This window comes from Methylogaea oryzae (assembly GCF_019669985.1).
GTDB lineage: Bacteria > Pseudomonadota > Gammaproteobacteria > Methylococcales > Methylococcaceae > Methylogaea > Methylogaea oryzae.
On the sequence record NZ_AP019782.1, the window covers coordinates 412,603 to 437,310 of the forward strand.

The 24,708-nt window shown below is 60.3% G+C and carries 22 protein-coding genes and 1 tRNA gene; 4 read left to right on the forward strand and 19 right to left on the reverse strand.

Annotated elements, in window-relative coordinates:
• Positions 1-6 precede the first annotated feature (6 nt).
• The 6 genes from K5607_RS02145 to rplU form a co-directional block, all read right to left on the reverse strand.
• Positions 7-273, reverse strand: coding sequence for a hypothetical protein (locus tag K5607_RS02145; RefSeq protein WP_221048052.1), 267 nt, complete (start codon positions 271-273; stop codon positions 7-9).
• A gap of 129 nt (positions 274-402) precedes the next feature.
• Positions 403-3,867: a PPi-type phosphoenolpyruvate carboxykinase family protein gene (locus tag K5607_RS02150; protein ID WP_221048053.1), complete on the reverse strand. Its 3,465-nt coding sequence runs from the start codon at positions 3,865-3,867 to the stop codon at positions 403-405.
• A 187-nt stretch (positions 3,868-4,054) separates the two neighbouring features.
• Positions 4,055-5,179, reverse strand: coding sequence for a glutamate 5-kinase (gene proB / locus K5607_RS02155; protein WP_221048054.1), 1,125 nt, complete (start codon positions 5,177-5,179; stop codon positions 4,055-4,057).
• An 18-nt stretch (positions 5,180-5,197) separates the two neighbouring features.
• Positions 5,198-6,286: an Obg family GTPase CgtA gene (gene cgtA / locus K5607_RS02160; protein ID WP_221048055.1), complete on the reverse strand. Its 1,089-nt coding sequence runs from the start codon at positions 6,284-6,286 to the stop codon at positions 5,198-5,200.
• 90 nt (positions 6,287-6,376) lie between these two features.
• Positions 6,377-6,634, reverse strand: coding sequence for a 50S ribosomal protein L27 (gene rpmA, locus K5607_RS02165; protein ID WP_221048056.1), 258 nt, complete (start codon positions 6,632-6,634; stop codon positions 6,377-6,379).
• 18 nt (positions 6,635-6,652) lie between these two features.
• Entirely contained in the window at positions 6,653-6,967 is a 315-nt protein-coding gene (gene rplU, locus K5607_RS02170; RefSeq protein ID WP_054773311.1) for a 50S ribosomal protein L21, read from the reverse strand.
• Positions 6,968-7,141: 174 nt separating this feature from the next.
• On the opposite strand from rplU, the gene K5607_RS02175 reads away from it, so the two are divergent.
• Positions 7,142-8,164, forward strand: a complete 1,023-nt coding sequence (locus tag K5607_RS02175) for a polyprenyl synthetase family protein (RefSeq protein WP_221048057.1) — start codon at positions 7,142-7,144, stop codon at positions 8,162-8,164.
• 18 nt (positions 8,165-8,182) lie between these two features.
• Positions 8,183-8,259, forward strand: a tRNA-Pro gene (locus tag K5607_RS02180).
• A gap of 22 nt (positions 8,260-8,281) precedes the next feature.
• Here the strand turns inward: K5607_RS02180 and K5607_RS02185 are convergent.
• From K5607_RS02185 to K5607_RS02195, 3 genes are all read right to left on the reverse strand, one after another.
• Positions 8,282-8,764: a tyrosine-type recombinase/integrase gene (locus K5607_RS02185; protein WP_217994913.1), complete on the reverse strand. Its 483-nt coding sequence runs from the start codon at positions 8,762-8,764 to the stop codon at positions 8,282-8,284.
• Between the two features lie 226 nt (positions 8,765-8,990).
• Positions 8,991-9,542: a replication protein gene (locus K5607_RS02190; protein WP_054773312.1), complete on the reverse strand. Its 552-nt coding sequence runs from the start codon at positions 9,540-9,542 to the stop codon at positions 8,991-8,993.
• 2 nt (positions 9,543-9,544) lie between these two features.
• Entirely contained in the window at positions 9,545-9,751 is a 207-nt protein-coding gene (locus tag K5607_RS02195) for a helix-turn-helix domain-containing protein (RefSeq protein ID WP_054773313.1), read from the reverse strand.
• A gap of 65 nt (positions 9,752-9,816) precedes the next feature.
• Here K5607_RS02195 and K5607_RS02200 point away from each other — a divergent pair, with 65 nt between their 5' ends.
• Positions 9,817-10,191, forward strand: a complete 375-nt coding sequence (locus tag K5607_RS02200) for a helix-turn-helix domain-containing protein (protein ID WP_054773314.1) — start codon at positions 9,817-9,819, stop codon at positions 10,189-10,191.
• A gap of 6 nt (positions 10,192-10,197) precedes the next feature.
• Here K5607_RS02200 and K5607_RS02205 read toward each other — a convergent pair whose 3' ends face one another.
• Entirely contained in the window at positions 10,198-10,614 is a 417-nt protein-coding gene (locus tag K5607_RS02205; RefSeq protein ID WP_082411458.1) for a very short patch repair endonuclease, read from the reverse strand.
• A gap of 60 nt (positions 10,615-10,674) precedes the next feature.
• On the opposite strand from K5607_RS02205, the gene K5607_RS02210 reads away from it, so the two are divergent.
• Positions 10,675-13,800: an N-6 DNA methylase gene (locus tag K5607_RS02210; RefSeq protein ID WP_221048058.1), complete on the forward strand. Its 3,126-nt coding sequence runs from the start codon at positions 10,675-10,677 to the stop codon at positions 13,798-13,800.
• A gap of 30 nt (positions 13,801-13,830) precedes the next feature.
• On the opposite strand, the gene K5607_RS02215 is transcribed toward K5607_RS02210, so the two are convergent.
• From K5607_RS02215 to lpxD, 9 genes are all read right to left on the reverse strand, one after another.
• A complete protein-coding gene (locus K5607_RS02215) occupies positions 13,831-14,997 on the reverse strand; it encodes a DNA cytosine methyltransferase (protein WP_221048059.1) in 1,167 nt (388 codons plus the stop codon).
• A 635-nt stretch (positions 14,998-15,632) separates the two neighbouring features.
• Positions 15,633-16,361, reverse strand: coding sequence for a phosphate signaling complex protein PhoU (phoU, locus tag K5607_RS02220; RefSeq protein WP_054774099.1), 729 nt, complete (start codon positions 16,359-16,361; stop codon positions 15,633-15,635).
• Positions 16,354-17,184, reverse strand: a complete 831-nt coding sequence (gene pstB, locus K5607_RS02225) for a phosphate ABC transporter ATP-binding protein PstB (protein ID WP_054774098.1) — start codon at positions 17,182-17,184, stop codon at positions 16,354-16,356. The genes phoU and pstB overlap by 8 nt, the downstream gene beginning before the upstream one ends.
• Positions 17,185-17,194: 10 nt before the next feature.
• The gene (gene pstA / locus K5607_RS02230) at positions 17,195-18,844 is read right to left on the reverse strand and encodes a phosphate ABC transporter permease PstA (protein ID WP_054774097.1); all 1,650 of its coding nucleotides are present in this window, start codon (positions 18,842-18,844) and stop codon (positions 17,195-17,197) included.
• Positions 18,845-18,850: 6 nt separating this feature from the next.
• Entirely contained in the window at positions 18,851-21,124 is a 2,274-nt protein-coding gene (locus K5607_RS02235) for an ABC transporter permease subunit (RefSeq protein ID WP_221048060.1), read from the reverse strand.
• A 93-nt stretch (positions 21,125-21,217) separates the two neighbouring features.
• Complete coding sequence (locus K5607_RS02240; protein WP_221048061.1) at positions 21,218-21,598, reverse strand: hypothetical protein; 381 nt, start codon at positions 21,596-21,598, stop codon at positions 21,218-21,220.
• Between the two features lie 109 nt (positions 21,599-21,707).
• On the reverse strand, positions 21,708-22,670 hold the full coding sequence (rpoS, locus tag K5607_RS02245; protein WP_221048062.1) for an RNA polymerase sigma factor RpoS: 963 nt from the start codon (positions 22,668-22,670) through the stop codon (positions 21,708-21,710).
• 27 nt (positions 22,671-22,697) lie between these two features.
• On the reverse strand, positions 22,698-23,531 hold the full coding sequence (locus tag K5607_RS02250) for a peptidoglycan DD-metalloendopeptidase family protein (protein ID WP_221048063.1): 834 nt from the start codon (positions 23,529-23,531) through the stop codon (positions 22,698-22,700).
• Positions 23,532-23,625: 94 nt separating this feature from the next.
• The gene (gene lpxD / locus K5607_RS02255) at positions 23,626-24,684 is read right to left on the reverse strand and encodes a UDP-3-O-(3-hydroxymyristoyl)glucosamine N-acyltransferase (RefSeq protein ID WP_221048064.1); all 1,059 of its coding nucleotides are present in this window, start codon (positions 24,682-24,684) and stop codon (positions 23,626-23,628) included.
• Positions 24,685-24,708 lie beyond the last annotated feature (24 nt).

The window sequence follows — 24,708 nt, forward strand, 5'->3', positions numbered from 1 at the left end:
GTCGGCTTATTCGCCTTCCTCTTCCTCTTCTTCATCAATGAGGGGGGGCTTGGGCGGCTGTGCCGGAGCCGTCGGGGCTTTTGCCGGCGACGGCGGGACCGCGGCGCTGTCTTTGGGCGGTTGGACAGCCTTTGCCGGAGCGGCTTTTGCCGGCGCCGGTTTTGCCGCGTGCTTGTTCGCCGGCTTCCTTTCTCCTTGCGCTGCGGCTTGGGACGCCGGCGCATAGGCCAGCGCGGCGCCGATGATCAACGCGGCGAATTTATGTAATTGCATGGATTTCTCCTCTGTTTGCATTGGGCGGGGAATGACGCGATAAACGTTAGCATATCCGAAGATGCGGCGGAAAAGTGCGGCCCGGCGGGCTCGGGGCCCGCGCGCGCCAGCCCCTGCGCCGCCCTTCCTTCAGCCTGGGCAGGCCTCCAGCAGGTCGGCCCCGATGGTGCCTTTGAGGCTCTGCAAATAAGCCGGCGATTTGATATGTTCCAGCGTCGCCTGGGCTTTTTGCAGACGGCCGGCAATGTCCATTTCCGCGGCCACGTCCTGGTGGCTTTCCTGGTCGAGGAAATGCTGGAGGTCGCTGCAGTGGCGTTGCCACAGGGCGATGTCGCGCCGCTGCTTGGTTTCCAGCCGTTGCCGGTACCAGTCGGACGCCAGCAGATAGTCCAGGGTGAACAACTCGCGGATGTCCGGGTGGCGGACGTCTTTGCCCTGGTAGGCGCCGGTGGCCATGATGGTGAGCAGCGCCTTGAGCGGCGGGCAGGCGTCGTCGATGCTGCCGTCGTCCAGGTAGTGCTGGGCGGCTTGCTGCTGCGCTTCGACGATGTTGTTGACGCCGTCGACGAACACGGCCATGTCCTGGGTTTCCGGCTTGAGGATGGCCTCGTCCATGGCGACCGCCGGGTTGTCGAAGATCTTGCCCATGAAGGCGGCGACGAAGCGGTCGGTGATGCGGTAGCCGAGTCGGCTGGCTTGCACCGTTTTCCCTTCGTATTCGAAGTCTTCCAGTTTCTCCAAATGGCCTTCCCGGATCATGCGCTGCGGATCGCGTTCGTGTTCTTCCAGGCGCGCCCAGATTTCCGGGATCAGCAGGCTGATGTCGTGATCGACGCGGCGGTTGGGGCCGATGTAGCCGGCCGCGCTGGAGAAACCGGCGTAGCCGCTGACGATGAAGGACACCAGTGTGTTGTTGAGGTCCGCCGTGGCGCGCAGGGCGTTGAACGGCCCCTTGGTCAGGGCGCCTTCGCTGCCCGCGCCGGTGGTAGACGGCGACTTGCCGGTAACGCTGCAAATGAAGTCCATGAACAGCTCGGGCAGTTCCTGGTAATGGATCGGGTTGAACACCGCCAGGGGGCGGATGCCCGGTTCCGGCGGGTTGTTGCGCCGGCCGGTGAGGACCGCGTTGACCGGCGTGATCAAGGCCTGATCCAACGGCACCCGGCGGCTGAGCCGCGCGCCCATTTCGGCGACATAGGTGCGCATGGGCTTCTGCAAATCCGGCCGAACCTGCAAATAGCGCGGATTCTTGCTGGGCTTGCCGCCGATCAGGCGCGGGTTGGCCGAGGACACCACGTATTGGCCGCCCTTGTCGTGGGCGGCTTGCAGCAGGTCGCGCATGGGCGCGGTGTACTTTTGGAACTCCACCACGTCCTCGACGATGTCCGCCAGCGTGTCGCCGTTGAGCGGTTCGAAGTTGGCCATGAAGTTGCCCGGCTGCGCCATGTCGAATTCGGTTTGCTTGTCGAAACCGCGGTGGACGGCGTCGTCCGGCCGTTGGAACAGCCGGTATTCGCAGTTCTTCACCAGCTTGACGCTGGCGTTGGAGGATTTGGGCGACAGGTTGGGGAGCACGTCGCGGCTCACCACCACCGAAGCGCTGATGTCGTCCTCCATCTGCACCTTTTCGGTGGCGATGAAGTCCTGCCGCACTTTATAGGTGTGCCAGTTGCCGTGCTTGCCCAGGCCGACGCGCAGGAAGGACGCCGCCAGTTCCCGGCCGTCCAGCTTCAGCGCATTGCCCGGCGTGCCGTTGATGATGTCGACGGACAGCCGTTTGCGCCAGTCGTCGCCCCATTCGGGCTTGTAGAAGCGCTTGATGATGAAGGCCTGGGATAGGATGCGCGGCGGAATCGTCGCCAGCCAGGCGTTGTACGCCTCGGTGTTGCTGGGAGAGGGAGTCAGCAGCTTGATGACGGAGCCCAGGCTGCGCTCGGCGCTCAGGGGTTTGCGGCTCGGGTCGCGGTCTTCGTGGCGGAATTCCGGCTTGAGCCGGTCGCTGTAATCGCGGTTGAAGATGGCGGCGACCTGGTCCATGTCGCTCTCGAACTCCTGCACGAACACCGGGCCGTAGATGACCGCGTCGTTGATGGATTTGGAAATTTCCGACTTGCCGCCGCCCGACACGGTGCAGGGTTTGTGGCAGAAAACCCCTTCCGCTTCCGTGCCGATCAAGCGCCAGGACGGGGCGGCGGGGTGCTTGTGCATCTCGATCTTGTAGCCGTTGGGCTGCATATAGGTCTTGCCGGGACGCAGCTTGATGCTTTGCTTGCCGGCGGCGGTATTCCAGCAGATGGTTTGGCTGCGCAAGTCCATGCGCAAATCCAGCGGCACGTAGATCAGGTCCGGGTGGTTGCGGTCGACGGCATAGCCTTCCGGCTGCACGTCCATGACCGCGCCGTAGCGCTGCACCATGGCTTCGAAGGAATAGGTTTCCGGATTTTGCCGCGTGCGGATGTCGGCGCCGAATTCGTCGCCGTGGTTGTGGCGCGGGAAGGCCAGGGCGCCGCCGGCATGCTCTTCTTCCGACAGCCCGAACAGGTTGGCGGCGTAGCTGATTTGGGTTTTGACTTCCTTTTTGCAATAGCCGTAGTAGTTGTCGGCCAGGACCGTGACGATAACGCCGTTCATGTCCCGCGCGGTGATTTTGAAGGCGTTGCCGTTGTTGTAGCGCTCGTCTTCGTTTTGCCAGCACATGCCGTCGCGGCGTTGGCGCTCGGTGGCTTGGTCGTAATGGGGCAGGCCCAGTTCCTTCTTGGTCATCCGCGCCAGGTGGGGGGCGAGGATGATGCAGCCGGTGTGGCCGGTCCACCGTTCCACGTCCAGGGCGGCGTCGTGTTCCGGCAGGTAGGGGTTGCCGGCGTTGCCGAAGATGCTTTCCAGAAAGTCCAGGTTGCTGACCAGGTTGCCCGGCGCGAAGCAGCGGACTTCCATGCTTTTTTCCGGCTGCACCGACGGGATTTCCGGGCATACCACCGGGCGCAGCAGCAGGGAGACGAACAGCTTGGCCTTGCGTTCCTCGTTGGCGGTAAAGGGCAGTTGCAGCAATTCATCCGGCGGGTTGAGGGCCCTGGCCAAGAGGCGGGCGAAGGCGAGTTTGGGCACGGACTTTTTGTCGCCCGGTACCGGCAAGCCGCCCTCGGCCACGTGGAACGAGCCCTCGGTGGTGCGGCGGTCGTTGGCCGGGTTGTGCAGGATGCCCTGGCGCACGCGGTAGCTGGAGACGATGTCGGAGGTGAACACGTCGCTGTCGGACGGCAGGGACAGTTCGCGCGCCACGCCGTAGCGGTCCAGCACCAGGCTGTTGCTGGGCAGCCGCACGCGGCCTTCGTCGCCCAAGTCTTGCAGGTAGCCGTCGAGGAACGCCTGGATGCGCCGGTCCACCGGACACAGGTAGTTGGTCAGCAGGCGATTTTTTTCCCGGTAGCTTTTCAGCAAATCCTGGGCGATGGACATGAATTCGTGGTCGCCGGCGTGCGCGGCCGGTTGCCCGGTGGAGGACAGCTTGAGGTTGATGTAAAGCTGCAAACGCTGGCGTTCGGCTTCCGGGTCTTGCGGCTTGGCGCCGAGGCCTAGGGATTTTTCGATGTTCATTTTTCTAGTTGTTGTGGGCTGGCGTTGCCAGGTTGGTTGAACAGGCATGAACCTCAAGGGCTCAGTGGGCGGGCGAGCGGAAAACGTCCTGCGTCGGCCGCCGCCAACGGTTTGCGGCGCAGGAAGGATACACAGTCGATATCGCTATGCAACATGGGTGTCGGCGGATACGGCGGAGCGAAGGGGGTTACACCAGTACCAGATTGTCCCGATGGATCAGCTCGGGTTCGTCCACATAGCCCAGCAGTTCGGCGATGCGATTGCTCGGTTGGCGCAGGATCTGGCGGGCTTCGTCGCTGCCGTAGTTGGTCAGGCCGCGGGCGATTTCGCGGCCCTGCGGGTCGCGGCAGGCCACCAATTCGCCGCGCTGGAAACTGCCCTCCACGGCGATGACGCCGATGGGCAGCAGGCTGCGGCCGGCTTCCAGCAGGACGCGCGCCGCGCCTTCGTCGAGAGTGAGGCTGCCTTTGACTTGCAAGCGGCCGGCCAGCCAGCGCTTGCGCGCCGCCAACGGCTCCAGGTCGGGCACCAGGAACGTGCCGACGTCCTCGCCGCCCATGACGCGCGTCAGTATGCCTTGCGCCGCCCCGGGGGCGATGACGGTGGCGGCGCCGGAGCGGCCGGCCAGCTTGGCGGCGCTGACCTTGGTGGACATGCCGCCGCGTCCCAGTCCGCTGCGGCTGCCGCCGGCCATTTCCAACAAGCCCGGCTCGTTGATATTGGCCTGGCTGATGAGCTTGGCGTCGGGTTTCAGGCCCGGATCGGCGTCGTACAAGCCGTTTTGATCGGTGAGGATGATGAGCAGGTCCGCTTCCACCAGGTTGGCCACCAGGGCGCCCAGGGTGTCGTTGTCGCCGAAGCGGATTTCCTCCGTGGCCACCGTGTCGTTTTCGTTGATGACCGGCACCACGCCCAGCTCCAGCAGAGTCAGCAGGGTGCTGCGGGCGTTGAGGTAGCGCTGCCGGTCGGACAGGTCCTCGTGGGTCAACAGCACCTGGGCGGCGTGGAAGCCGTGCTGCTTGAACAGCGATTCGTAGGTTTGGATCAGGCCCATCTGGCCCACCGCGGCGGCGGCCTGCAGTTCGTGCAGGGTTTGCGGGCGGCTGCTCCAGCCCAGGCGGCTCATGCCCTCCGCCACGGAGCCGGAGGATACCAGCACCACCTCTTTGCCGCTTTGGCGCAGTTGGGCGATTTGCGCCACCCAGCCGCCGATGGCGGCCTGATCCAGGCCGCGGCCGCCACCGGTCAACAGGGAGCTGCCGATTTTGACGATGACGCGGCCGGCGTTGGGAAAGTCGGTTCTGTTTTTCATGTAAACGTCTCCGCCGTCTTATTCTTCCCCATCCTCTGGGGAGGGCGCGGAGTTCGGGGCGGCTTCGGGCTGAGGGTCGTTTTGATCGCCGGCTTCGTTTTCCTGGTCGAGGAAGGCCATGACGCCGTAGATTAAGTCCTTGAGCCCTTCGCCCTTCATGGCGGAAATGCGGTAGACCGGGCCGGTCCAGCCCAGGCCGTCGACGATTTCCCGGCAGCGTTCCTCCACCAGTTCCGGTTGCAAGCGGTCGATCTTGTTCAGCACCAGCCAGCGCGGCTTATCCAGCAGTTCCTGGCTCCACTTGCCCAGTTCCGCGATCACCTTCTTGGCGGACACCACCGGGTGTTCCATGGTTTCGTAGGGTTCCACGTCCAGCACGTGCAGCAGCAGCCGCGTGCGGGACAGGTGCTTGAGAAACTTCAGGCCGAGGCCGGCTCCGTCGGCGGCCCCTTCGATCAGGCCGGGAATGTCGGCCATGACGAAGCCGCGCAATTCGTCCACCCGCACCACTCCCAGATTGGGATAGAGCGTCGTGAACGGATAGTCGGCCACTTTGGGCTTGGCCGAGGAAACGGAGCGTATCAAGCTGGATTTGCCGGCGTTGGGTAGGCCCAGCAGGCCCACGTCGGCGATCACTTTCAGCTCCAGCCGCAAGACGCGGTGCTCGCCCGGCGTGCCGGGGGTGGCTTTTTCCGGTGCGCGGTTGGTGCTGCTCTTGAAGCGTGTGTTGCCGAGGCCGTGCCAGCCGCCCTTGGCCACCAGCAGGGTTTGCCCTTCCTTGGCCAGGTCGCCCATCAGTTCGTCGGTTTCGACGTCGTAGACCATGGTGCCCACCGGCACGCGCACATGGAGGTCATGCCCCTTGTGGCCGGTGCAGTCGCTGCTCATGCCGTTGTGGCCGCGCTCGGCCCGGTAGGTGCTGTTGAAGCGGAAATCCACCAGGGTGTTGAGGTTTTCCGTGGCCACCAGGTAAACGCTGCCGCCATCGCCGCCATCGCCGCCGTTGGGGCCGCCGTTGGGGATGTATTTTTCCCGGCGGAAGCTGATGCAGCCGTTGCCGCCATCGCCCGCTTCCACCCGTATTTCCGCTTGATCGACGAATTTCATAGCACTGAATAAAAAGGCCCCGTCGTTGACGAGGCCTTAGTTAAAGACGGTTGGGAACCATCGACGGCGGCGACCGGCGCCGCGCGCCGGTCAGCCTTGAACGATGCTGACGAATTTACGGTTCTTGGCGCCTTTGACGATGAACTGCACCCGGCCGTCGGTGAGTGCGAACAGGGTGTGATCCCTGCCCAGGCCGACGTTGACGCCCGGATGGAAATGGGTACCGCGCTGACGCACGATGATGCTGCCGGCCTTTACTTCCTGGCCGCCGAACATCTTGACGCCAAGTCGCTTGGATTCTGAATCGCGGCCGTTACGGGAGCTGCCGCCCGCTTTTTTATGAGCCATTGCTACACCTCAGTTGAATTAGTTGGCGGAAATTCCGGTGATCAGCACTTCCGTATAATGCTGGCGATGACCCGCCTGCTTCATATGGTGCTTACGACGGCGGAATTTCACGATCTTTACTTTGTCGTGGCGGCCATGGCTACGCACCGTTGCCGTCACTTTGCCGCCCTCGATATAGGGCTTGCCCACTTTTACCCCGGCGTCGGAGGACACCAGAAGAACCTTATCGAACTCCACGGTCGCACCGTCTTCCGCGTCGAGCTTTTCGATCTTGAGGTAGACACCGTTCTCTACCCGATATTGCTTGCCACCTGTTTTAATCACCGCGTACATCAGCGCACTCCACGAAGGCCACTTTGGATCAAAGAATAAATCATTGTAACTTTCCGTTTTTTTTGGGTCAATGCGCGTATATAATGCGCCGCTTGCCAAAGCGGGAAAAACTGCCCCGCGACGCGCCAAACAACGGCGAAAGCCGGTCATGACCGATCCCATGCACAACAGCCGATGAGTTCGTCCACTTCTTCCAATCACGCGAAAAGCGTGGCCGGCGACAGCCAAGCGATGTTCGCCCAAGTACGCGATATGGTGGTGGAAGAGTTGCGCGCCACCGACGGTTTGATCCTGGAGCGGCTCAGTTCCGACGTGGTGCTGATCAACCAGATCGGCCACTACATCGTCGGCAGCGGCGGCAAGCGGCTCCGTCCGCTATTGCTGTTGCTGGCGGCCAAGGCCATGGGCTACAAAGGTCAGCACCACGTTACGCTGGCGGCCGTCATCGAATTCATCCATACCGCCACCTTGTTGCACGATGACGTGGTGGACGAGTCCTCCCTGCGGCGCGGCCGCAATACGGTGAACGACTTGTGGGGCAACGCCGCCAGCGTGCTGGTGGGCGATTATTTGTACTCGCGCTCCTTCGAGATGATGGTGACGGTGCAGAACCTGCGCATCATGGAGATTTTGTCCCGCACCACCACGGCCATTGCCGAGGGCGAGGTGCTGCAGCTGTTGAATTGCAACAACGCCGCCACCAGCGAAGACAGTTACCTGCAGGTCATTTCGCGCAAGACCGCCATTTTGTTCAGCGCCGCCGGCCAGCTGGCGGCTGTGCTGACCGGCGCCGAGCCGGCGGTGGAGCAGGCCATGTCGGCTTACGGCCAGCATCTGGGGATTGCGTTCCAGCTCATCGACGATGTGTTGGATTACAAAGCCGATCCGGAAGACCTGGGCAAAAACCTCGGCGACGACTTGGCCGAAGGCAAGCCCACCTTGCCGTTGATCTACGCCTTGCAGCAAGGCAGCGAGGAGCAGGCCGTGGTGTTGCGCAAGGCCATCGAGGAAGGCGACCGCGATGCTTTCAACGATGTTTACGCCATCATTCAGGCGACGGACGCGATCGCCTATACCGAGCGGCGCGCCAAGGAAGAGGCGCAGAAAGCCGTGGAGTGCCTGGGATGTTTGCCCGCTTCGGCAGAGAAAGATGCAATGATTACGCTCGCGGGCTTTTCAATTGCACGCAATTACTAGTATAATGACGGTTCATTTCGGGGTGTAGCTCAGCCTGGTAGAGTACTGCTTTCGGGTAGCAGGAGTCGGAGGTTCAATTCCTCTCACCCCGACCATTTTTAAGGTCATTTCAGTACGTTAGAAGCCCCTCTCAGCAGGGGCTTTTGCTTTTTTGGGGCAACGTGAAATCACGTTCCCATCCAGCACGTCTACCGCGCTTTTCAACGTCACCGGCGACAGGTGGGCGTAGACCCGATCCGTGATCCTTATATCGCTGTGGCGCAGCAGGCTAGAAACGGCCTGTATCGGCACGCCGGCTTGTACGAGCCAGCTCCCGAAGGTCCGCCGCAGGTCGTGCGGGTGGACGTCGTCTAGGCCCGCCGCTTTCACGGCGCTGGCGAATCCTTTCTTGATGCTGGCGATCCGTTCGCCCTCCTTATGAAGTCGGGCAAGATGCCTCGCCTTGGGCACTTTCTCCGCCGCCCGGATCAGCGCCGCCGCTTCCGCATGGGTGAGCCAGCGCGCCCGTGGGGCCGGTTTCTTGAGCTTGCCACCGCCGAAGGGGTTGGGAATGTCCCATTCCAGTTCACGTTGCGCCCAGTTGATGGCGGCCCGGAGCAAGCAAATCTCCTTATTGATCGTCGCAGCGCCCACTCCCTCGCCCTGGTCAGCGTGGTCAGCTCTCGCCCGGTGAACGCCGGGTAAAGCTGTTTGGCGCTGAACAAGTCCCGTTCGTGGCTGCGCTTTTCCTTGCTCGGCCCTTCCAGGTAGGCCAGCACCAGGTCATCGAAGGTCCGGCCGGCCGGCTTAGGCGGCTGGGGTCCGGCCCTTCGCTCGTCCGCCGCCGTTACGATCCAGCCGGCGCGGACGGCTTTTGCTCGCTCCTTGCGCGGGTCTTCGTCGCGTCGAATGCCAGTAGAGCGCCTAGCTGGCTTGCTGCGTCCGTCGATAAAGGCGGCCCACCAGTATGGCGAGTCCGGCCTTTCGAAGATTCCATCGTGGTCCCGTTGTTTCTTGCGTTTTGGCATGCGCCTTTCTCCTGTTCGTGCACAGCCTGCCCTACACGCTCATCATCATGTGCGGGCTGCATATGCTTGGCTACGTCGGCGCGGACGCTTTCTGCCGGCACGCGGACCAAGCGCCGCACTTTCACCGTGCGCAGTTCGCCGGCCTGGATCATGCGGCGCACCGTGCCCCGGCAGTGGGCATCATTCAGGCCGGTAAGGGTTGAAAGCTGGCTTGACGCCAGGTCGTCGGCCTTCTTGTTGAAGCCGTAGATCTTGCGGATCAAGGCAAGCACCACCTTGAGCTGCCGCTTGGAGAACGGAAACATCAGGATAGCGTCCAACAGTTCGTTGGCGATACGGATATAACCATCTTCGGTCTGCGGCGACGCCATGGCTAGGCGGCGTTGTCCAGGGGCTCGTCGGCCAGCAGTTCGGCCGGCTTTACCCCCAGGGCGCGGGTCAGACGGCGCAAAGTGCTGATGATGGGTACGTCCACGTTGCCGGCCTCGATTCGACTGACGTAGGACTGATCCAGGCCAGCCAGCGAACCTAGGTGTTTTTGGCTGTAGCGGCGCGACTGCCGCAGTTCACGAATTTTCATAGACACCTCCGAAAATGTCCTTTGGTCATTATCAAGCAAAGTAAATGACCCCAAGGCATAATGTGATGATGGACATGAAAACACTTGGCGAGCGCATCAAGCGCGCCCGCGAAGAGCGGCGGCTAACGCAAAAACAGCTTGGCGAAATGGTCGGGATCGACCAGGCTCACATTTCGCGCCTGGAGCGCGGGGAAAAAGGCATGGCCATCGACAGCCTGGCGGCCATCGCCAAGGCGTTGCATGTCAGCCTGTCGGACATCATGGAAGATGCAAAGGAAGGCGCGGACGCGGCGCGCACCAGGGATGGAATCAGCGACGAGGCGATGGAGTTCGCCAAGGCCTTCGACTCGCTGCCGCCCAACCAGCGCGCCGCGCTCCGACAAGTGGCGAAAGCGCTTGTGGATGCGGCTGAAGAACAAAGGGGCGTGAAGGGTGGGTGAAGTGCTCTATTTGTCACTCCCGTGCAGAATTTCTCCCAGCACGGCCTCCAACTGTGGCTCCAAAATTTCGCATTCCCAAAGGATTATCACCTTCCATCCAGAGCGCTGGAGCGCCTCCACATGCGCCTTATCCCTTTCCTGGGTTTTTCGCAACTTGGGCCCCCAATACGATTCATTCGATGCAGGCACCCTCGCATATCGACACCCTGGATGTTGATGCCAGAAACACCCATGCACAAAAATTATTGTCCGATATTTCCTAAGCACAATATCTGGCTTGCCAGGCAACTCTTTCACATGAAGTCGATAGCGCAAGCCAGCCTTGAATAGGCACGAACGAACGAGGTGCTCTGGCTTGGTGTTTTTATGCTTTATGGCCCTCATTATTTTACTACGGACAATCGGCGAAACCTTATCTGCCATCTAGAGATTCTCGTCAATAACCGCCCTTAAGCAGTCAGTTACCTTTCCGCCAAAACGAAAATGAAAACAACGGCTAAAACTCTAGCACAGTCCGTAACCACTATCACTGCAAGCAGCCAGAACGAGACACAGCTTAGACATGAAGTCGAAAATGCTCTCGAAAGCGCTTGCAATGCGCTATCCATCCCGTGGACGCCGTTTCAACTTGACCTCGCGGTAAAGGGTAGCGGGAAAACAACAAAGTTTGTTGACGTGGCTCATGGCGCCGTGGTTATCGAATACGAGCCGCCCAAATCTTTTCGAGGATCTGTAGGCCACAAACTCCGCTATGCCCGGAAACAAGCTGAGGAGTATGCAGAGCTCCTCGCCCACGAAGAAGGCCGGTCATTAGGTGAGTACGTGCTCATTGCGTGGGATGGAGCCCATATCAATTTCGGTCGTTTTTCCCACAGCAAACCGAATTGGGAGACGCCGGTTCCATTTGACCCCGCGGCAGCGGAACGCCTTTTGAGCGAACTAAGGAACAATGGCGTACCGCTTGTTCACCCCAAGCTGCTATCAACACTTGTTGGGCCAGAGTCAGATTATGGCAAGGACTTGATTCCGCTCTTATTCGATGCGATTTGCAAGGCAGAATCAGCAACCGCCACAACAAAAACAAAGCTGCTATTTACCGAATGGCAGCGCTTATTCCGGCAGGTCATTAGCTTCCAGCCAGACGCGATGAAAGCGCTTCTTCAGCGTCAGACGGTTTCGCACGACGAGGATTACCAATCAAATCCCCCGGCGTACCTGTTCGCACTGCACACATATATTGCCTTACTGGCAAAGATCATCGCGGCGTGTGCTCTTCCCAACCCGAGCCAGGACGTACGTGATGCTTCAGTGCCGACTGCTGATCGCATCCAATCACTAGAGTCTGGCGATCTCTTTGAGGCAGCCGGCATCTCCAACATGCTAGCCGGTGATTTTTTCTCCTGGTATTTTGACGACTCCAATTGGGATCGCTTTGAGGCGCCCATACAGTCCCTTCTTTCTCGTCTTGCTGGCGTTGACTTTGACGTGAGCAAGAAAGCCCCGGAGACAACACGCGATCTCTTTAAGGGCATCTACGAGAGCTTCATCCCTCGCGCGTTGAGACACGCACTAGGCGAGTTTTATACCCCTGACTGGCTCGCCGAACATGCCTTAACCACGCTAGGATGGCCTGAAGACGCGCAACTCCTTGATCCGACGTGCGGATCGGGCACATTCCTTTTGGAGGCCGTGCGGCGACGGCTAGCAAAGGGCGCTCCGGACAGTGCCGAGCGCCTTCTTCAAGGCATTTATGGCATTGATCTGAATCCTTTGGCAGTCCTTGCGGCCAAAGGGTCCCTTGCCGTATTCGTGGCCCCATATCTCGATGCAGAAAATCCTATTCGTCTCCCTGTATATCTTGCCGACGCCATTATCCCCGCCACAAAAGAAGGCGATGGCTTTTTCGAGCACACATTACAGACGGAATTTGGCAACAAGCCGTTCAGGGTGCATGAACGCTTATTGCGGCAAAAAGATTTCTATAAGTTCTTCGCCAGGATGCGCGTGTTGGTAGACGCTGACAGATCGCCGGCTGAGATCGCCGACGTACTCGCAGCTGAGTTTCCGCACTTGCATCTGCAGGGTGAGGAATTGGGGGCCATTCTCCAGACCGTAACCACCCTAGTAGAGCTGCATCAGAATGGCTGGAATGGCATTTGGTGTTCCATCATCGCGGAACGGTTTGCTGCGGCTGCCATCCCCACTGTCACTTTCATCAGCGGCAACCCGCCTTGGATCAAGTGGAGCCATCTTCCGCCGGACTACGCACAAATTATTAAGCCTCGCTTCCAATCTTATGGCCTGTTCAGCGATGATGCATGGGTAGGGGGAATCGAATCGGACATATCGACAGCCGTACTTTATGTAGCAGCGGACAGGTACCTTGCCCAAGGCGGCACCCTTGGTTTCTTCATCACCGGAACGGTATTTACTACAGAATCTAGCGAAGGGTTTCGCCGGTTTGTCCTCAAGAGCAGCAATATACCCCTGGGGGTTAAATCGGTAGAGGACTTCCGTGCAATTAGTCCGTTCGACGACGTATCTAATCATCCGACGCTCATCGTCGTTGAGCGCGATAAGCCAACGACTTTTCCAGTACCTTATCGTGTTTGGTCCGCGAAAGATGCGTCGGGCCGAAAGCTTCGGTCCTTTAGCGATGCCAGTTCATTTCTTGGCGTCGCGGAACACGTGGACCATCTTGCCTATCCCATTCCTGGGGGTGACCCTGGCCGTCCTTGGCTAGTGGGAACGGCACATGATCACACGGTCTTCGAGAAGGTTTTTTCACCTGCACTTGGTAAACCGCAGTATCAAGCGAGAAAGGGGGTTACAACTGATCGGAATGGGGTCTTTTGGGTTCACGTGCTGGATCGAACATCGCCTACAACGGTTACGATACAAAATGCAGCGGAAATTGGCAGAACACAGGGCATCCAAAAAAAGACAGGCCTCGTGGAGACCGAACATGTGTACCCTTTGCTTCGTGGACGCGGCGTTTCCTCGTTTTGTGCGGTGCCCGACCCTGATCTAAGGATGCTTATTCCCCAAAAGGGCATGCATGGGGACCCTAATTTGGTTCTGAGCCACCCAAAAACCTACAAGTTCCTGAAGGCCTTCGAGCAAGTGCTCGAAGGACGGTCAAGCTACAAGCGATACCAGAAGAAACAAGGCCATCCTTTTTATTCGCTTTGGAGCACTGGGACATACACTTTTTCCGAGTATAAAGTCCTTTGGCGAGAAATGGCCGGAAGCAGCTTCGCCGCCGCATATGTCGGTTCTATAGACGATCCGATCCTTGGAAAGCGTCTAGTTATTCCGGACCACAAGCTTTATTTCATCCCAGTCCAAACCGAGGATGAAGCCGCTTATCTAACAGCATTCCTTAACACACCTACCGTGGCTAAGGCGGTATCTAGATATGCAGCCGCCCTGCTAAGCCTTGGTGTTAGTGTCGTCGAATATTTAAATATTCCGAGCTTCGATAAGAGCAATGCCAGGCACATGAGCCTGAGCACGCTAGGAAAGAGCATTACGGGCAGGGGCGATGGAGCAACCGCCGAGGAAATGGATGAGCTAGATAAAACCGTGCAGGCGATCTTGGACATCTAATCTTCTCGTGTCACAGGCAGAGCCACGCATCTACAAGGCTAGCGCGAGCTGCTCCGCCATGGGGCGCCGCTCGGTCCGCACAGAAACGAGCCCTTTCCCAGAAATAAGGTGTTCCAAAACGACTTTAGCAAGAAGCGGCGGCACCGCATTGCCTATTTGCTTGAATTTCGATTCCACCCCCCCTTCGGGCTCAAAGCCTTTTGGAAAAGTCTGAATCCTGGCGCATTCCCGCCAGGAGAGGCGCCTAGGGGTTTGCAGCACTGGTCGCTCTGGGTGGTTCCGCGTATGCTCATACTCGTCACTGAAATCCCACTTCTGCTTCCAGCCATCGGCTAGGTTGGACCAAACCAGCTTCATTACGGGACTCGCAGGATGCAGTGTCACGTGCCTCCAATTGGCAACGATCGTATAAGAAGGCCCATCCCAAGGAGCCTTCCGATTCCGGGACATGTAGTACCACGACATATGACCATCTGGATCGTGGGGGCGCTCATAGAACTCACCAACAGGCCAGAGAGGCAAGTCCTTTATAACCTCACCGTGGGACGTGTACGGCAGGAGGTACGGCTGTTTTGGCGTCGCTTTTCCGTGGGTTTCTTCTGGAAAGTTAAAGACTTGCCCAAGGTCTTTTCTTACACCAACGATAAAGAGCCTTTTTCTAGCCTGCGGCACCCCATATTTTCTAGCGTCGCATAGCTGCGCGGTAACATGGTAGCCATGCTTCCCGATTGCCCCAAAAGTCTTAATTTGTTCTTCCAAAAAATGCCCTTTCTTTAGCTGCTGAAGACCGGAGACATTCTCAGCAAGAAAGTATTTTGGCTCAACAACTTCCAAGCACCTGGCAAACTGGCGGTATAAGTTTGTTCGATGATCATTTTCCGGGTCCCTATTCCCACCCATAGAAAATGACTGACACGGATACCCTCCTATCACTAAACTGGCTTTAGGGTAGGCCTTCAAGACAGAAACATCGCCTTCATAGACATCCGTATCGGGGAAATATCGACGAAGGGTTGAACAGCAATCCTGGTCTATGTCGTTTGCAAAGATGATGTCAGCCCCGGCAAGCTCCGCTCCGATATCCATCCCTCCGCAGCCGGAGAAAAGAGATATGGTTGGTATGCCCCCGAGCCTTCGCCCCGGCTGAAATGCAATGTCCGGCGGTGTCGTTGGCGTTATTTCGTTGAAGTCTGGCATGGTAGAGCGTTTCTGCCTGCTATGAAGTGGCGACAGTTGAGTGTAATGGTGCGACACGGCAACTATGCGGCCCAGAAGCACGAGCGCAACCACGACCTCAAGAAAGAGGCCCGCACGGAAGCCTCGGGGCGGTTCGCTGCCACATGTGTGCGATAGAAAACATGCGCTATTTTCGCACAACAAGGGTCCGATCCAACCAAGCCCAACCGGAAAGGCCCGCGAAACCTGGAGACCCAGAGCCACTTACGGCTGGCTCTCCTAAGTCACGAGCAGCTTGCCTGGCTGCACGTGAAATCGATCGTGAAACACCACCGTCCCTTAGCGGCATTTCCTGGCAACTTCTGGCAACAATTCGCGCGGGCAGGCTGCGCAAGTTTTTGATTACAAGCCGCTTTCCCTGCGCCCCGTGGATTCGGGTAGCAGGAGTCGGAGGTTCAATTCCTCTCACCCCGACCAAAAACCCAAAAAACCCGACGCCGGTTACGGTGTCGGGTTTTTTTATGTTCGGCGTATACCCATCGTTTGCGTTTTGATGCGGCTGCGGGCTGCGGGCTGCGGGCTGCGGGGAAGGGGCCGGCTATTGGCGCGGCCGGCGCAGCGCCCGCCGCGAAAGCGGGCGAGCGCAGGGAAGCGGGCTATTCGCCCTTGAGGTCTTTCTGGACCTGGTCCAGGCTGATGTGGCGGATGTCCTTGCCCATGGCGTAATAGATGACGTATTCGCAGATATTGCAGGCGCGGTCGCCGATGCGCTCCAGGGAGCGGGCCGACCACATGATGTCCAGGCAAACGGGGATGGAGCGCGGATCCTCCATCATGTAGGTGATTTGCTGGCGCAGGATGCTTTCGTATTCCGCGTTTGCCACCTTGTCGTCCTGCACCACGCGAAACGCTTGTTCGACGTCCATGCGGGCAAAGGCGTCCAGGGCGTCGTGCAGCATGACGCCCACGTGCGTGGCCAGGTGCTCCAAGTCGGTGAACTGGTTGCGTTTGGGGAATTGCCTGGACAAGTCCATGGCGTGGTAAGCGATGCGCTTGGCCTCGTCGCCGATGCGTTCCAGGTCGGTAATGGTCTTGATGACCGCCATCACCAGGCGCAGGTCGCGGGCGGTGGGCTGGCGGCGGGCGAGGATTTGGGTGCATTCCTCGTCGATGGAGACTTCCAGGGAGTTGATCTTGACGTCGTCGGCCACCACCCTTTCGGCGAGTTCCGCATCCGCCTCGATCAGCGATTTGACTCCCAGCTGTACCTGTTCTTCCACCAAGCCGCCCATGGCGAGGATGCGGCTATGGATGTCCACCAGCTCCTGGTCGAACTGCTTGGAGATGTGCTGCTGGAGCTCGTCTTTGTCGAATATGCTAGCCATAGCGACCCGTTATGTAGTCTTCGGTTTGTTTTTTCTTCGGGGTGGTGAACAAGCGGTCGGTGGGACCGAACTCGATCAATTCGCCCATGTACATGAACGCCGTGAAGTCCGACACCCGCGCCGCCTGCTGCATGTTGTGGGTGACGATGACGATGGTGTAATTAGACTTCAATTCGTAGATTAATTCTTCGATTTTCAGCGTGGACAAGGGGTCCAGCGCCGAAGCCGGCTCGTCCAGCAGGATAACGTCCGGCTCGATGGCGATGGCGCGGGCGATCACCAGGCGCTGCTGCTGGCCGCCGGACAGGCCCATGGCGGAGTCGTGCAGCCGGTCTTTCACTTCGTCCCACAGGGCCGCCGCCTTGAGGGATTTTTCCACGATTTCGTCCACCACCCGGCGGTTTTTCACGCCTTGGATACGCAGGCCGTAGGCTACGTTTTCGTAGATGGATTTGGGGAAGGGGTTGGGCTTCTGGAACACCATGCCCACCCGGCGACGCAGGTCGGCCACGTTGAGGGCGGGGTCGAAGATGGATTGATCGTCCAGCAGGATGTCGCCTTCGATGCGCACGTTGCTGATCAGGTCGTTCATGCGGTTGAAGCAGCGCAGCAGGGTGGATTTGCCGCAGCCGGACGGGCCGATGAAGGCGGTGACGCATTTTTTGGGGATTTCCAGGTCGACGGATTTCAGCGCCAACTTTTCCCCGTAATAGAGTTTGAGGCTTTTGACTTCCAGGCACTTTTGCAACTGGCCGGCATTGATGCCGCCGGGCTTGCGGCCCAAAGCGCTGATGTCCAACCCGTGGGTCATTGTTTCACTCATTACCGATTCCTCAGGATTCCTCGGCCCGGTAGCGCTCGCGCAAACGGTTGCGAGTGGCGATCGCCGCCAGGTTCAATACCAGGATAACCAAAACGAGCAACAGGGCCGTGGCGTAAACCAGGGGCCGTGCCGCTTCCACGTTGGGGCTTTGGAAGCCCACGTCGTAAATGTGAAAGCCCAGATGCATGAACTTGCGGTCCAGGTGCAGGAACGGGTAGTTGCCGTCCAGGGGCAGGGTCGGCGCCAGCTTGACCACGCCCACCAGCATCAGGGGCGCCACTTCGCCGGCGGCGCGGGCGATGGCGAGGATCAGGCCGGTCATGATGGCCGGGCTGGCCATGGGCAGCACCGTGCGCCATAGAGTCTCGGCCTTGGTGGCGCCCAGCGCCAGGCTGCCTTCGCGGATCATGCGCGGAATGCGGGTCAGCCCTTCCTCGGTGGAGACGATCACCACCGGCACGGTGAGCAGGGCCAGGGTCAGGGACGCCCACATCAGGCCGGGTGTGCCGAAGGTCGGCGAGGGCAGGGCTTCCGGGTACAGGGCGGCGTCGATGTGGCTGCCGATGGAGTAAACGAAAAAGCCCAGGCCGAATACGCCGTAGACGATGGACGGCACGCCGGCCAAGTTGTTCACCGCGATGCGGATCAGGCGGGTGATGAAGCCCTGGGTGGCGTATTCGCGCAGATACACGGCGGCGATGACGCCGAACGGCGTGATGATGATGGTCATGATGAATACCATCAGCACCGTGCCGAAAATGGCCGGGAAAATCCCGCCTTCGGTGTTGGCTTCACGCGGTTCCTCGCTGACGAATTCCCACACCTTGCCCACATAAAAAACCATTTTGTCCAGCAGGCCCATGGCGTTGGGGCGATAGACGCGAACGACTTTGGCGAGGGGGATGTCCTGCAGCGTGCCGTCGCTGGTTTCCACGGATACGCTGTCGCGGCCGGTTTGAGCGTAAAGTTCGCCCAGGCGCCGTTGCAACGTCTCGTATTGGGCTTGCAAGGACTGGCGTCGCGCGGAGAGGTCTTGCTGCTTCTGCGGGTCGTTGTCCTGCGCCAGTTCAAGCTTGCGGTGCTCCAGCCGCAGCTTTTCCAGGCTGTAGTTGATGGCGCCGATTTCGTCTTTCTCGATGCGGCGGATTTGCTCGTGCAAATCCAATGCCCGGGCCAGATGGGATTCCAGTTCCGGCCAGAGTTTGTCCCCTTGGGCCACTACGTTGCCGTTTTCCTTGACCGTTTTCGGATAGCCGTAGAAATTGCCCCACTCGCGTCTTTCCAGCACCGTTAGATCGGCGGGGTAGGCGGCTCCGGCCAGTTCGTCGGCCAGTACCCAGCGGAAATCGCTGCCCAGCAGGTCGCGGTTGCCCACGCGCAATAAGCGCCGTTCCACCATTTCTTGGCCGGCGGGTACCGTCTGGCCCAGGGAGCGCAAGCGCTCGGCGGGCACCGTTTCGGACTGGCGCTGCTCGCCGATAAGCCGGACTTTTTCTCCGGGAGAGGTTACGTCCAGTACGGCGCGGGGCCAAAAGTGGCTGGAGCCCTGGTAAACGAGCAAAAGCAGCAAGCCCATGACAACCAGCAAGCTGGCGGCCACGGCGCTGGCGCTGAGCCAGATCCACGGCGCTCCGCTTTTAAACCATTCGGTAAATCGCATAGTGGCCTACAAGGAGCTGTATTTCTGCCGCAGGCGGTGACGAACCAGCTCGGCAATGGTGTTGAACAAAAAGGTGAAGGCGAAGAGAACCAGCGCCGCCAGAATCAATACGCGGAAATGGGTGCCTCCCACCGCCGATTCGGGCATTTCCACGGCGATATTGGCCGCCAGGGTGCGCATGCCTTGGAACAGGCTGAAATCCACCACCGGCGTATTGCCCGTCGCCATCAATACGATCATGGTTTCGCCCACGGCGCGGCCCATGCCGATCATGACGGCGGAGAAAATACCCGGGCTGGCGGTGAGCAGCACCACGCGGATCATGGTTTGCCACGGCGTTGCGCCCAAGGCGAGGGAGCCGTAGGTGAGGTGCTTGGGCACGTCGAAAACGGCGTCTTCCGCGATGGAGAAGATGGTCGGCATCACCGCGAAGCCCATGGCGAAACCGACGACGATGGCGTTGCGCTGGTCGTAGCTGATGTGCATGACGTTGACCAGCCAGTTGCGGACATCGCCGCCGAACAGCCATTGCTCGATGGGGTAGCTCATGGCGAAGCTGATCCAGCCCAACAGGAAGACCACCGGCACAAGCAGCAACGGCAGCCAGCCGTTAGGAACCTTGGAGGCCAAGCGTTCCGGCAGGCGTTGCCAGAAAAAGGCGAAGGCGGTCGTGCCCAGGGGGATCAGCACCACCATCAAAAACACTCCGGGCAGGTTTCTTTCCAGGGCTGGCGCCAGCCAGAGGCCGGCGAGGAAGCCCAGGATCACGCTGGGTAGGGCGCCCATGATTTCCACCATGGGCTTGACGGTCTGGCGCAGCGTCGGGGCCATGAAGTAAGCCGTGTAAATGGCGCCGAAAATGGCCAGGGGCACGGCCACCAGCAGGGCGTAAACCGCCGCCTTGAGCGTGCCGAAGCTGAGCGGCACCAGGCTGAATTTGGGTTCGAAGTCGTTGCCGGAAGAAGAGGATTGCCAGACGTAGTCCGGCGCCGGGTAGCTCTCGTACCAGACTTTGCCCCACAGCGACGACCAGGATACTTCCGGGTGTTCGTTATGGATGCGCTGAAAGTGCACTATGCCGGCCGCGTCCTCCAGCACTACCGCGTTGGCGCGCGGCGCCAGGGCCGCGGAGCTGACTGCCGCTTGGCCGACTTCGGTTTGCAGCAGCGTGCGGTGCGCGGTGGTGTGATAGATACCCATGCGGCCGGCGCCATCGGCCGCGAGGAATCCCTTGCGGCCTTCTTCGGCGATGATGACGCTGACGGAGCGCGTCAAGGCGTCGAATGCGCGGATTTTTTTCAGCTCGGGGTAGCCGTGTTCGTTGCGTACCGGAAACCACTGGGCGAGGCCGCCGTCGGAGTCGCCCACCAGCAAGGAGATGTCGCCGGTGAGGTGGGTGAGCGCGGTGAGCTTTTGGCCCTGATGCAGCAGCGGCAGTTGTTGTTTGAGCTTGGTGTGCTCCAGGTCGGTGACGTCGTATTGCGCCAGCAGGCCCGCTTCGTCGGCCGCGTACAGGTTGTGCATGTCGCTGTCGAGCAGCAGGTATTTGGGTTGCTCCAGCTGCACGGACAGGGTCGCCCGCTCTTCCTTCAGGCTGGCGTCGTCGTCCAGGAAGGACTCGCCTTTTTGGAAGCGCAGCAGATCCAGGTCGGCGCCGCCGCCCCAGCCCACGATGATGGCGCCGTCGCTGCCGGCTTGCGCCGCCAGCGCCCGTACCGGCTGCTTGGCCTGCAGCAGGCGCAAGGGCTGCTGGCCCAGCGGGTAGGCCAGGTCCGGGGTGATGGTGCGATGATCGTCCGGGAAGGTGACGGAGAACTTTTGCTTGGCGACGATAACGCTGCCGTCGCTGAGGCCGAAGGCCAGCACGGCGCCGGCGCCTTTGGCGAAGGAGGCGATGGTTACTCCCGCCGGAATGGGCAGCGTGCTCTCGTTGAGGATTTTGCCGGAGTTCGGTTGGAACAGGATGACGTGGCCCGTGTCCGTATAGCGCAAGGCCACTTCCGTTTGTTCGTCGATGACGTAGGTCAAGGTGGCGCCGGCATTGGCAGCCGGCACGGCGAATTCCGCCGCCGCTTCGCTTTCCGCGCCTTTGAACAAAGGCGCCACCTCGTACAGCAGGTAAAAGAAAATCAGCAGGACGGCCATGATGACCGCGCCGCCTCCGATGGCCATGGCGTGGCTGACCAGGGTGTCGACCATCATGCGCCGCCGGCGGCGGCGGGTCATGGTTTTTTCGTCGGGCAGCAGGGAGCGGGGGGTGACAGCGTTATTTTGTGACATGGGGCAATGCTAGCGGCGATTGTTTACGGTTTGATGACTGCCGGTTCGCCCTTATGCCGGAGAGGGCAGGGGCCAAGGCGGCCCGTTGCCGGCTCAGGGTTTGCCGCCGTGCTCGCGGAAAAACTCTTCGCTTTTGCGTTGCATCTCCTCGCCTCTTTTCACCATGTCCTGGCCTTCGTCGATCAGGCCGCGTCCCTTCTCCATGGTGGAACGGCCTTGTTCTACCAGCCTTTTGCCTTCGTCCCACTGTTGGCTCATGACGGTCATTTTGGAGCTGACGCGGCTCATGCGCTCGCCCAAGCTATTGGTTTCCTCGGAGGCTTTCGGTTCCGGCGCGACCGGCTTCGGTTGGCTTGCGCATCCGGTTAACGCCAGCAGCGTGCCGAGCAGAATTGCTTTTCCTGAAGATTGAATGGCCTGCGACATGCAATAACTCCCGATTATCCGTTCTAATGCGCTTTGCGTGCGGCCCATGCGGCCGCTTGACAGCGGCGCATGATAGCACAAGGCCTCGGTTACTTCACCGGGCCTTGGGGGCGGGGGCTTCGGCGCGGGGTATGCTCGGCCGTCGGTCCAGGAGGGGCTAGGAAAACAGTGCTTCGGCCGAGAATCCCTCGGTTTCCATGATTTCCCGCAAGCGCCTGAGCGCTTCGATTTGTATCTGCCGCACCCGTTCGCGGGTCACGCCCATCTCCCGGGCAACGTCTTCCAGGGTGGACTGGTCGTAGCCGTGTAAGCCGTAGCGCCGCGCGATGACTTCCCGCTGCTTGTCGTTAAGCCGTTCCAGCCATTGATTCAAATTGGCGTTGAGCGTTTCGTCCTGCAGAATGTCGGCCGGCGTGAGCGCGTCGCCGTCGGACAGCGAGTCCGCCAGAGGGCGGTCGAAATCGCCCTTGCCGGGCAGGTCGATGGACGCGACGCGTTCGTTGAGCTTGAGCATGCGCTCCACTTCGCTCAGGGGCTTGTCCAAATGGCGCGCCACGTCTTCGGCGCGGGGGTCGTGATCCAGGCGTCCGGCCAGCTCCCGCAGGGTGCGAAGATAGACGTTCATCTCCTTGACCACGTGTATGGGCAAGCGGATGGTACGGGTCTGGTTCATCAGGGCCCGCTCGATGGTTTGGCGTATCCACCACGTGGCGTAGGTGGAAAAACGAAATCCCCGTTCCGGGTCGAATTTCTCCACCGCGTGCATCAGGCCCAGATTACCTTCTTCGATCAAATCCAGCAAAGGTAAGCCGCGGTTCAGGTAACGGCGGGATATCTTCACCACCAAGCGCAGATTGGATTCGATCATTTTGCGCCTGCCCGACTCGTCGCCTTGCCGGGCCAAGCGGGAATAATGGCGTTCCTCCTCCGCGCTCAGCAGTTGCGAGGCGGATAGGCCATTGAGGTAGAGCCGGGTGGCGTCGAAATCCTCGCTGCCGCTTTTGTCGGCCAGCGCCAAGGCTTCCAGCGGTTCCTCCGCTTCCAATGCCTCTATTTCCTCCACCACTTCAGCGTCGAACGGATTTTCTTCTTCGAATTCGTGTGAACCGTGATCGGACATGCAAACCAAATCCCAATAGTTGCCGTTTTAGCGTCTAGGCAAGTAATCCAAAGGATCCACCGGCTTCCCCGCCTGACGGATTTCAAAATGCAAGGTGGGCGGCTTGTCGCCTACCGACCCCGCTTCGGCGATGGGTTGCCCCGCCGCCACTTCGTCTCCCTCCTGCACCAGCAGGCGGCTATTGTTGCCGTAAGCACTCAGATACGTGTCGTTGTGTTTGACGATAACGAGGTTGCCGTAACCGATCAACCCTTGACCACTGTAAACAACCTTGCCGTTGGCCGCTACTGCCACGGTTTCGCCGTCGTGGGCTGTTATATCGATTCCCTTATTGCCGTCGTCTTGAAACCCCCGCGCCAAGGGGCCAAAAAGCGGCCAGCGCCAGGTAATCGGCGCTTGGTTATCATAAATACTTGGAATGGTGTCTTCTGCAGCCGCGGGCGGTTTTGCGGGCGTTACCGCAGGAGTGGGCGAGGCGGCGAGCGCGGTTGCCGTTGCTTGGGAGGGGGGGGCGGCGTGGTCGGTAGCGGCGGGGCGGGCGGGCGGTAGCGCCGGCGATGTCTCCGTTTGGTGGAGCGATAGGCGCTGGCCGGCCACGATGCGGTAGGGCGGCGCGATATTGTTGATGCGCGCCAGCGTCTTGAAGTTGATGTCCAGTCGGACGGCGATGGAATACAGCGTATCCCCCCGTTGCACCACGTAGGAGTCGCCGCTGGGCGCGGCTGGTTGGCGGGCGGCGGGCGGCGGATGCCGTTTGGGCGGGGGGCTGGTGGCGCAGGCGCTCAACAGTGCGGCGCAGCAGCCGGCCAGCAACGCCCGTTGCAAGCCGGCCCGGCTATCGGAATGGTTCCGCGCAAACATTCTTGAGCGCAATGCCGCACCCTTGCATGATGGATTGGGTGATGGGTCCCTGTCTGCCGATTCCGTCTGAAACGCTGCGACGGGCGCCGATAAGCTATTCGGACGAATCGTCCAGTTTTTTCTCCAAGGCCTTCAGCCGCGTCCACATTTCGTGCAGGCGCGGCAGCATGGCGATATTGCGTTTGTATTCCTTGAGCGGCTGCGCCGGTCCGCCGGCGTACATGCCCGGCTCTTTGATGCTGTTGGGCAGTCCGGCGCGGTGCAGCAATACGGTATTGTCCGGCACCTGCACGTGGTCGATAGTGCCGGTCTGGCCGGTGGCGATCACGCGGTTGCCGAAGCGGGTCGAGCCGGACAAGCCGGTTTGCGCGCAGATGATGCAATCCTCGCCCAATTCCACGTTGTGGCCGAAGTGGCACAAGGCATCGACGATGGTGCCGGATTTGATGCGGGTTTCGCCATAGGTGCCGCGGTCCACGGTGGTGTTGGCGCCGATCACCACGCGGTCGCCGATCACCACCCGGCCCATGTGGGGAATGCGGTAGTTGCGGCGCCGTTCGTCCTGGGCGAAGCCGAAGCCCTCCGCGCCGATGACGCAACCGGGCTTGAGTATGCAGTCGCTGCCGATTTCGCAGTTGTAGCAGACCACCACGCCGGGGTGCAGCACGGTGTTGGCGCCGATGACGGCGTCGTGCTCCACCACCGCGTTGGCCATGATCACGGTGTTGGCGCCGAGGCGGACGTTGGCGCCGATGACGGCGCCGGGGCCGACGATGGCGTCGTCCGGCAGGGCCACGCTGTCATGGATTACCGCCGTGGCGTGAACGCGCGGCCATTCGCTGATGCGCAGGTCGCGGTCGTCGTAGGCTTGGCGCAGCAGAGCCATGGCCAGCTTGACGTTGGGGGACACCAGCACCGCCAGTTCCGTTTGTTCGGCCAGCTGTTCCGCCAAGGCCCGGTCAGCGACCACCGCGGCCGGCCGTTGTGCGCGCAGAGTGTCTAAAAACTTGGCGCGGTCGGCGAATACCAAGTCGCCCGGTCCGCAGTCCTCGATGGGGGCTATCCGCTGCACTGTTGAGTCCGGACCTCGATGTTCGGTCAACAAGCCCTGGTCCTTAAACCGCTGGAAAATTTCCGAAGTACGTAAATTCATGGATTCCTTAATGGATTACCCGAG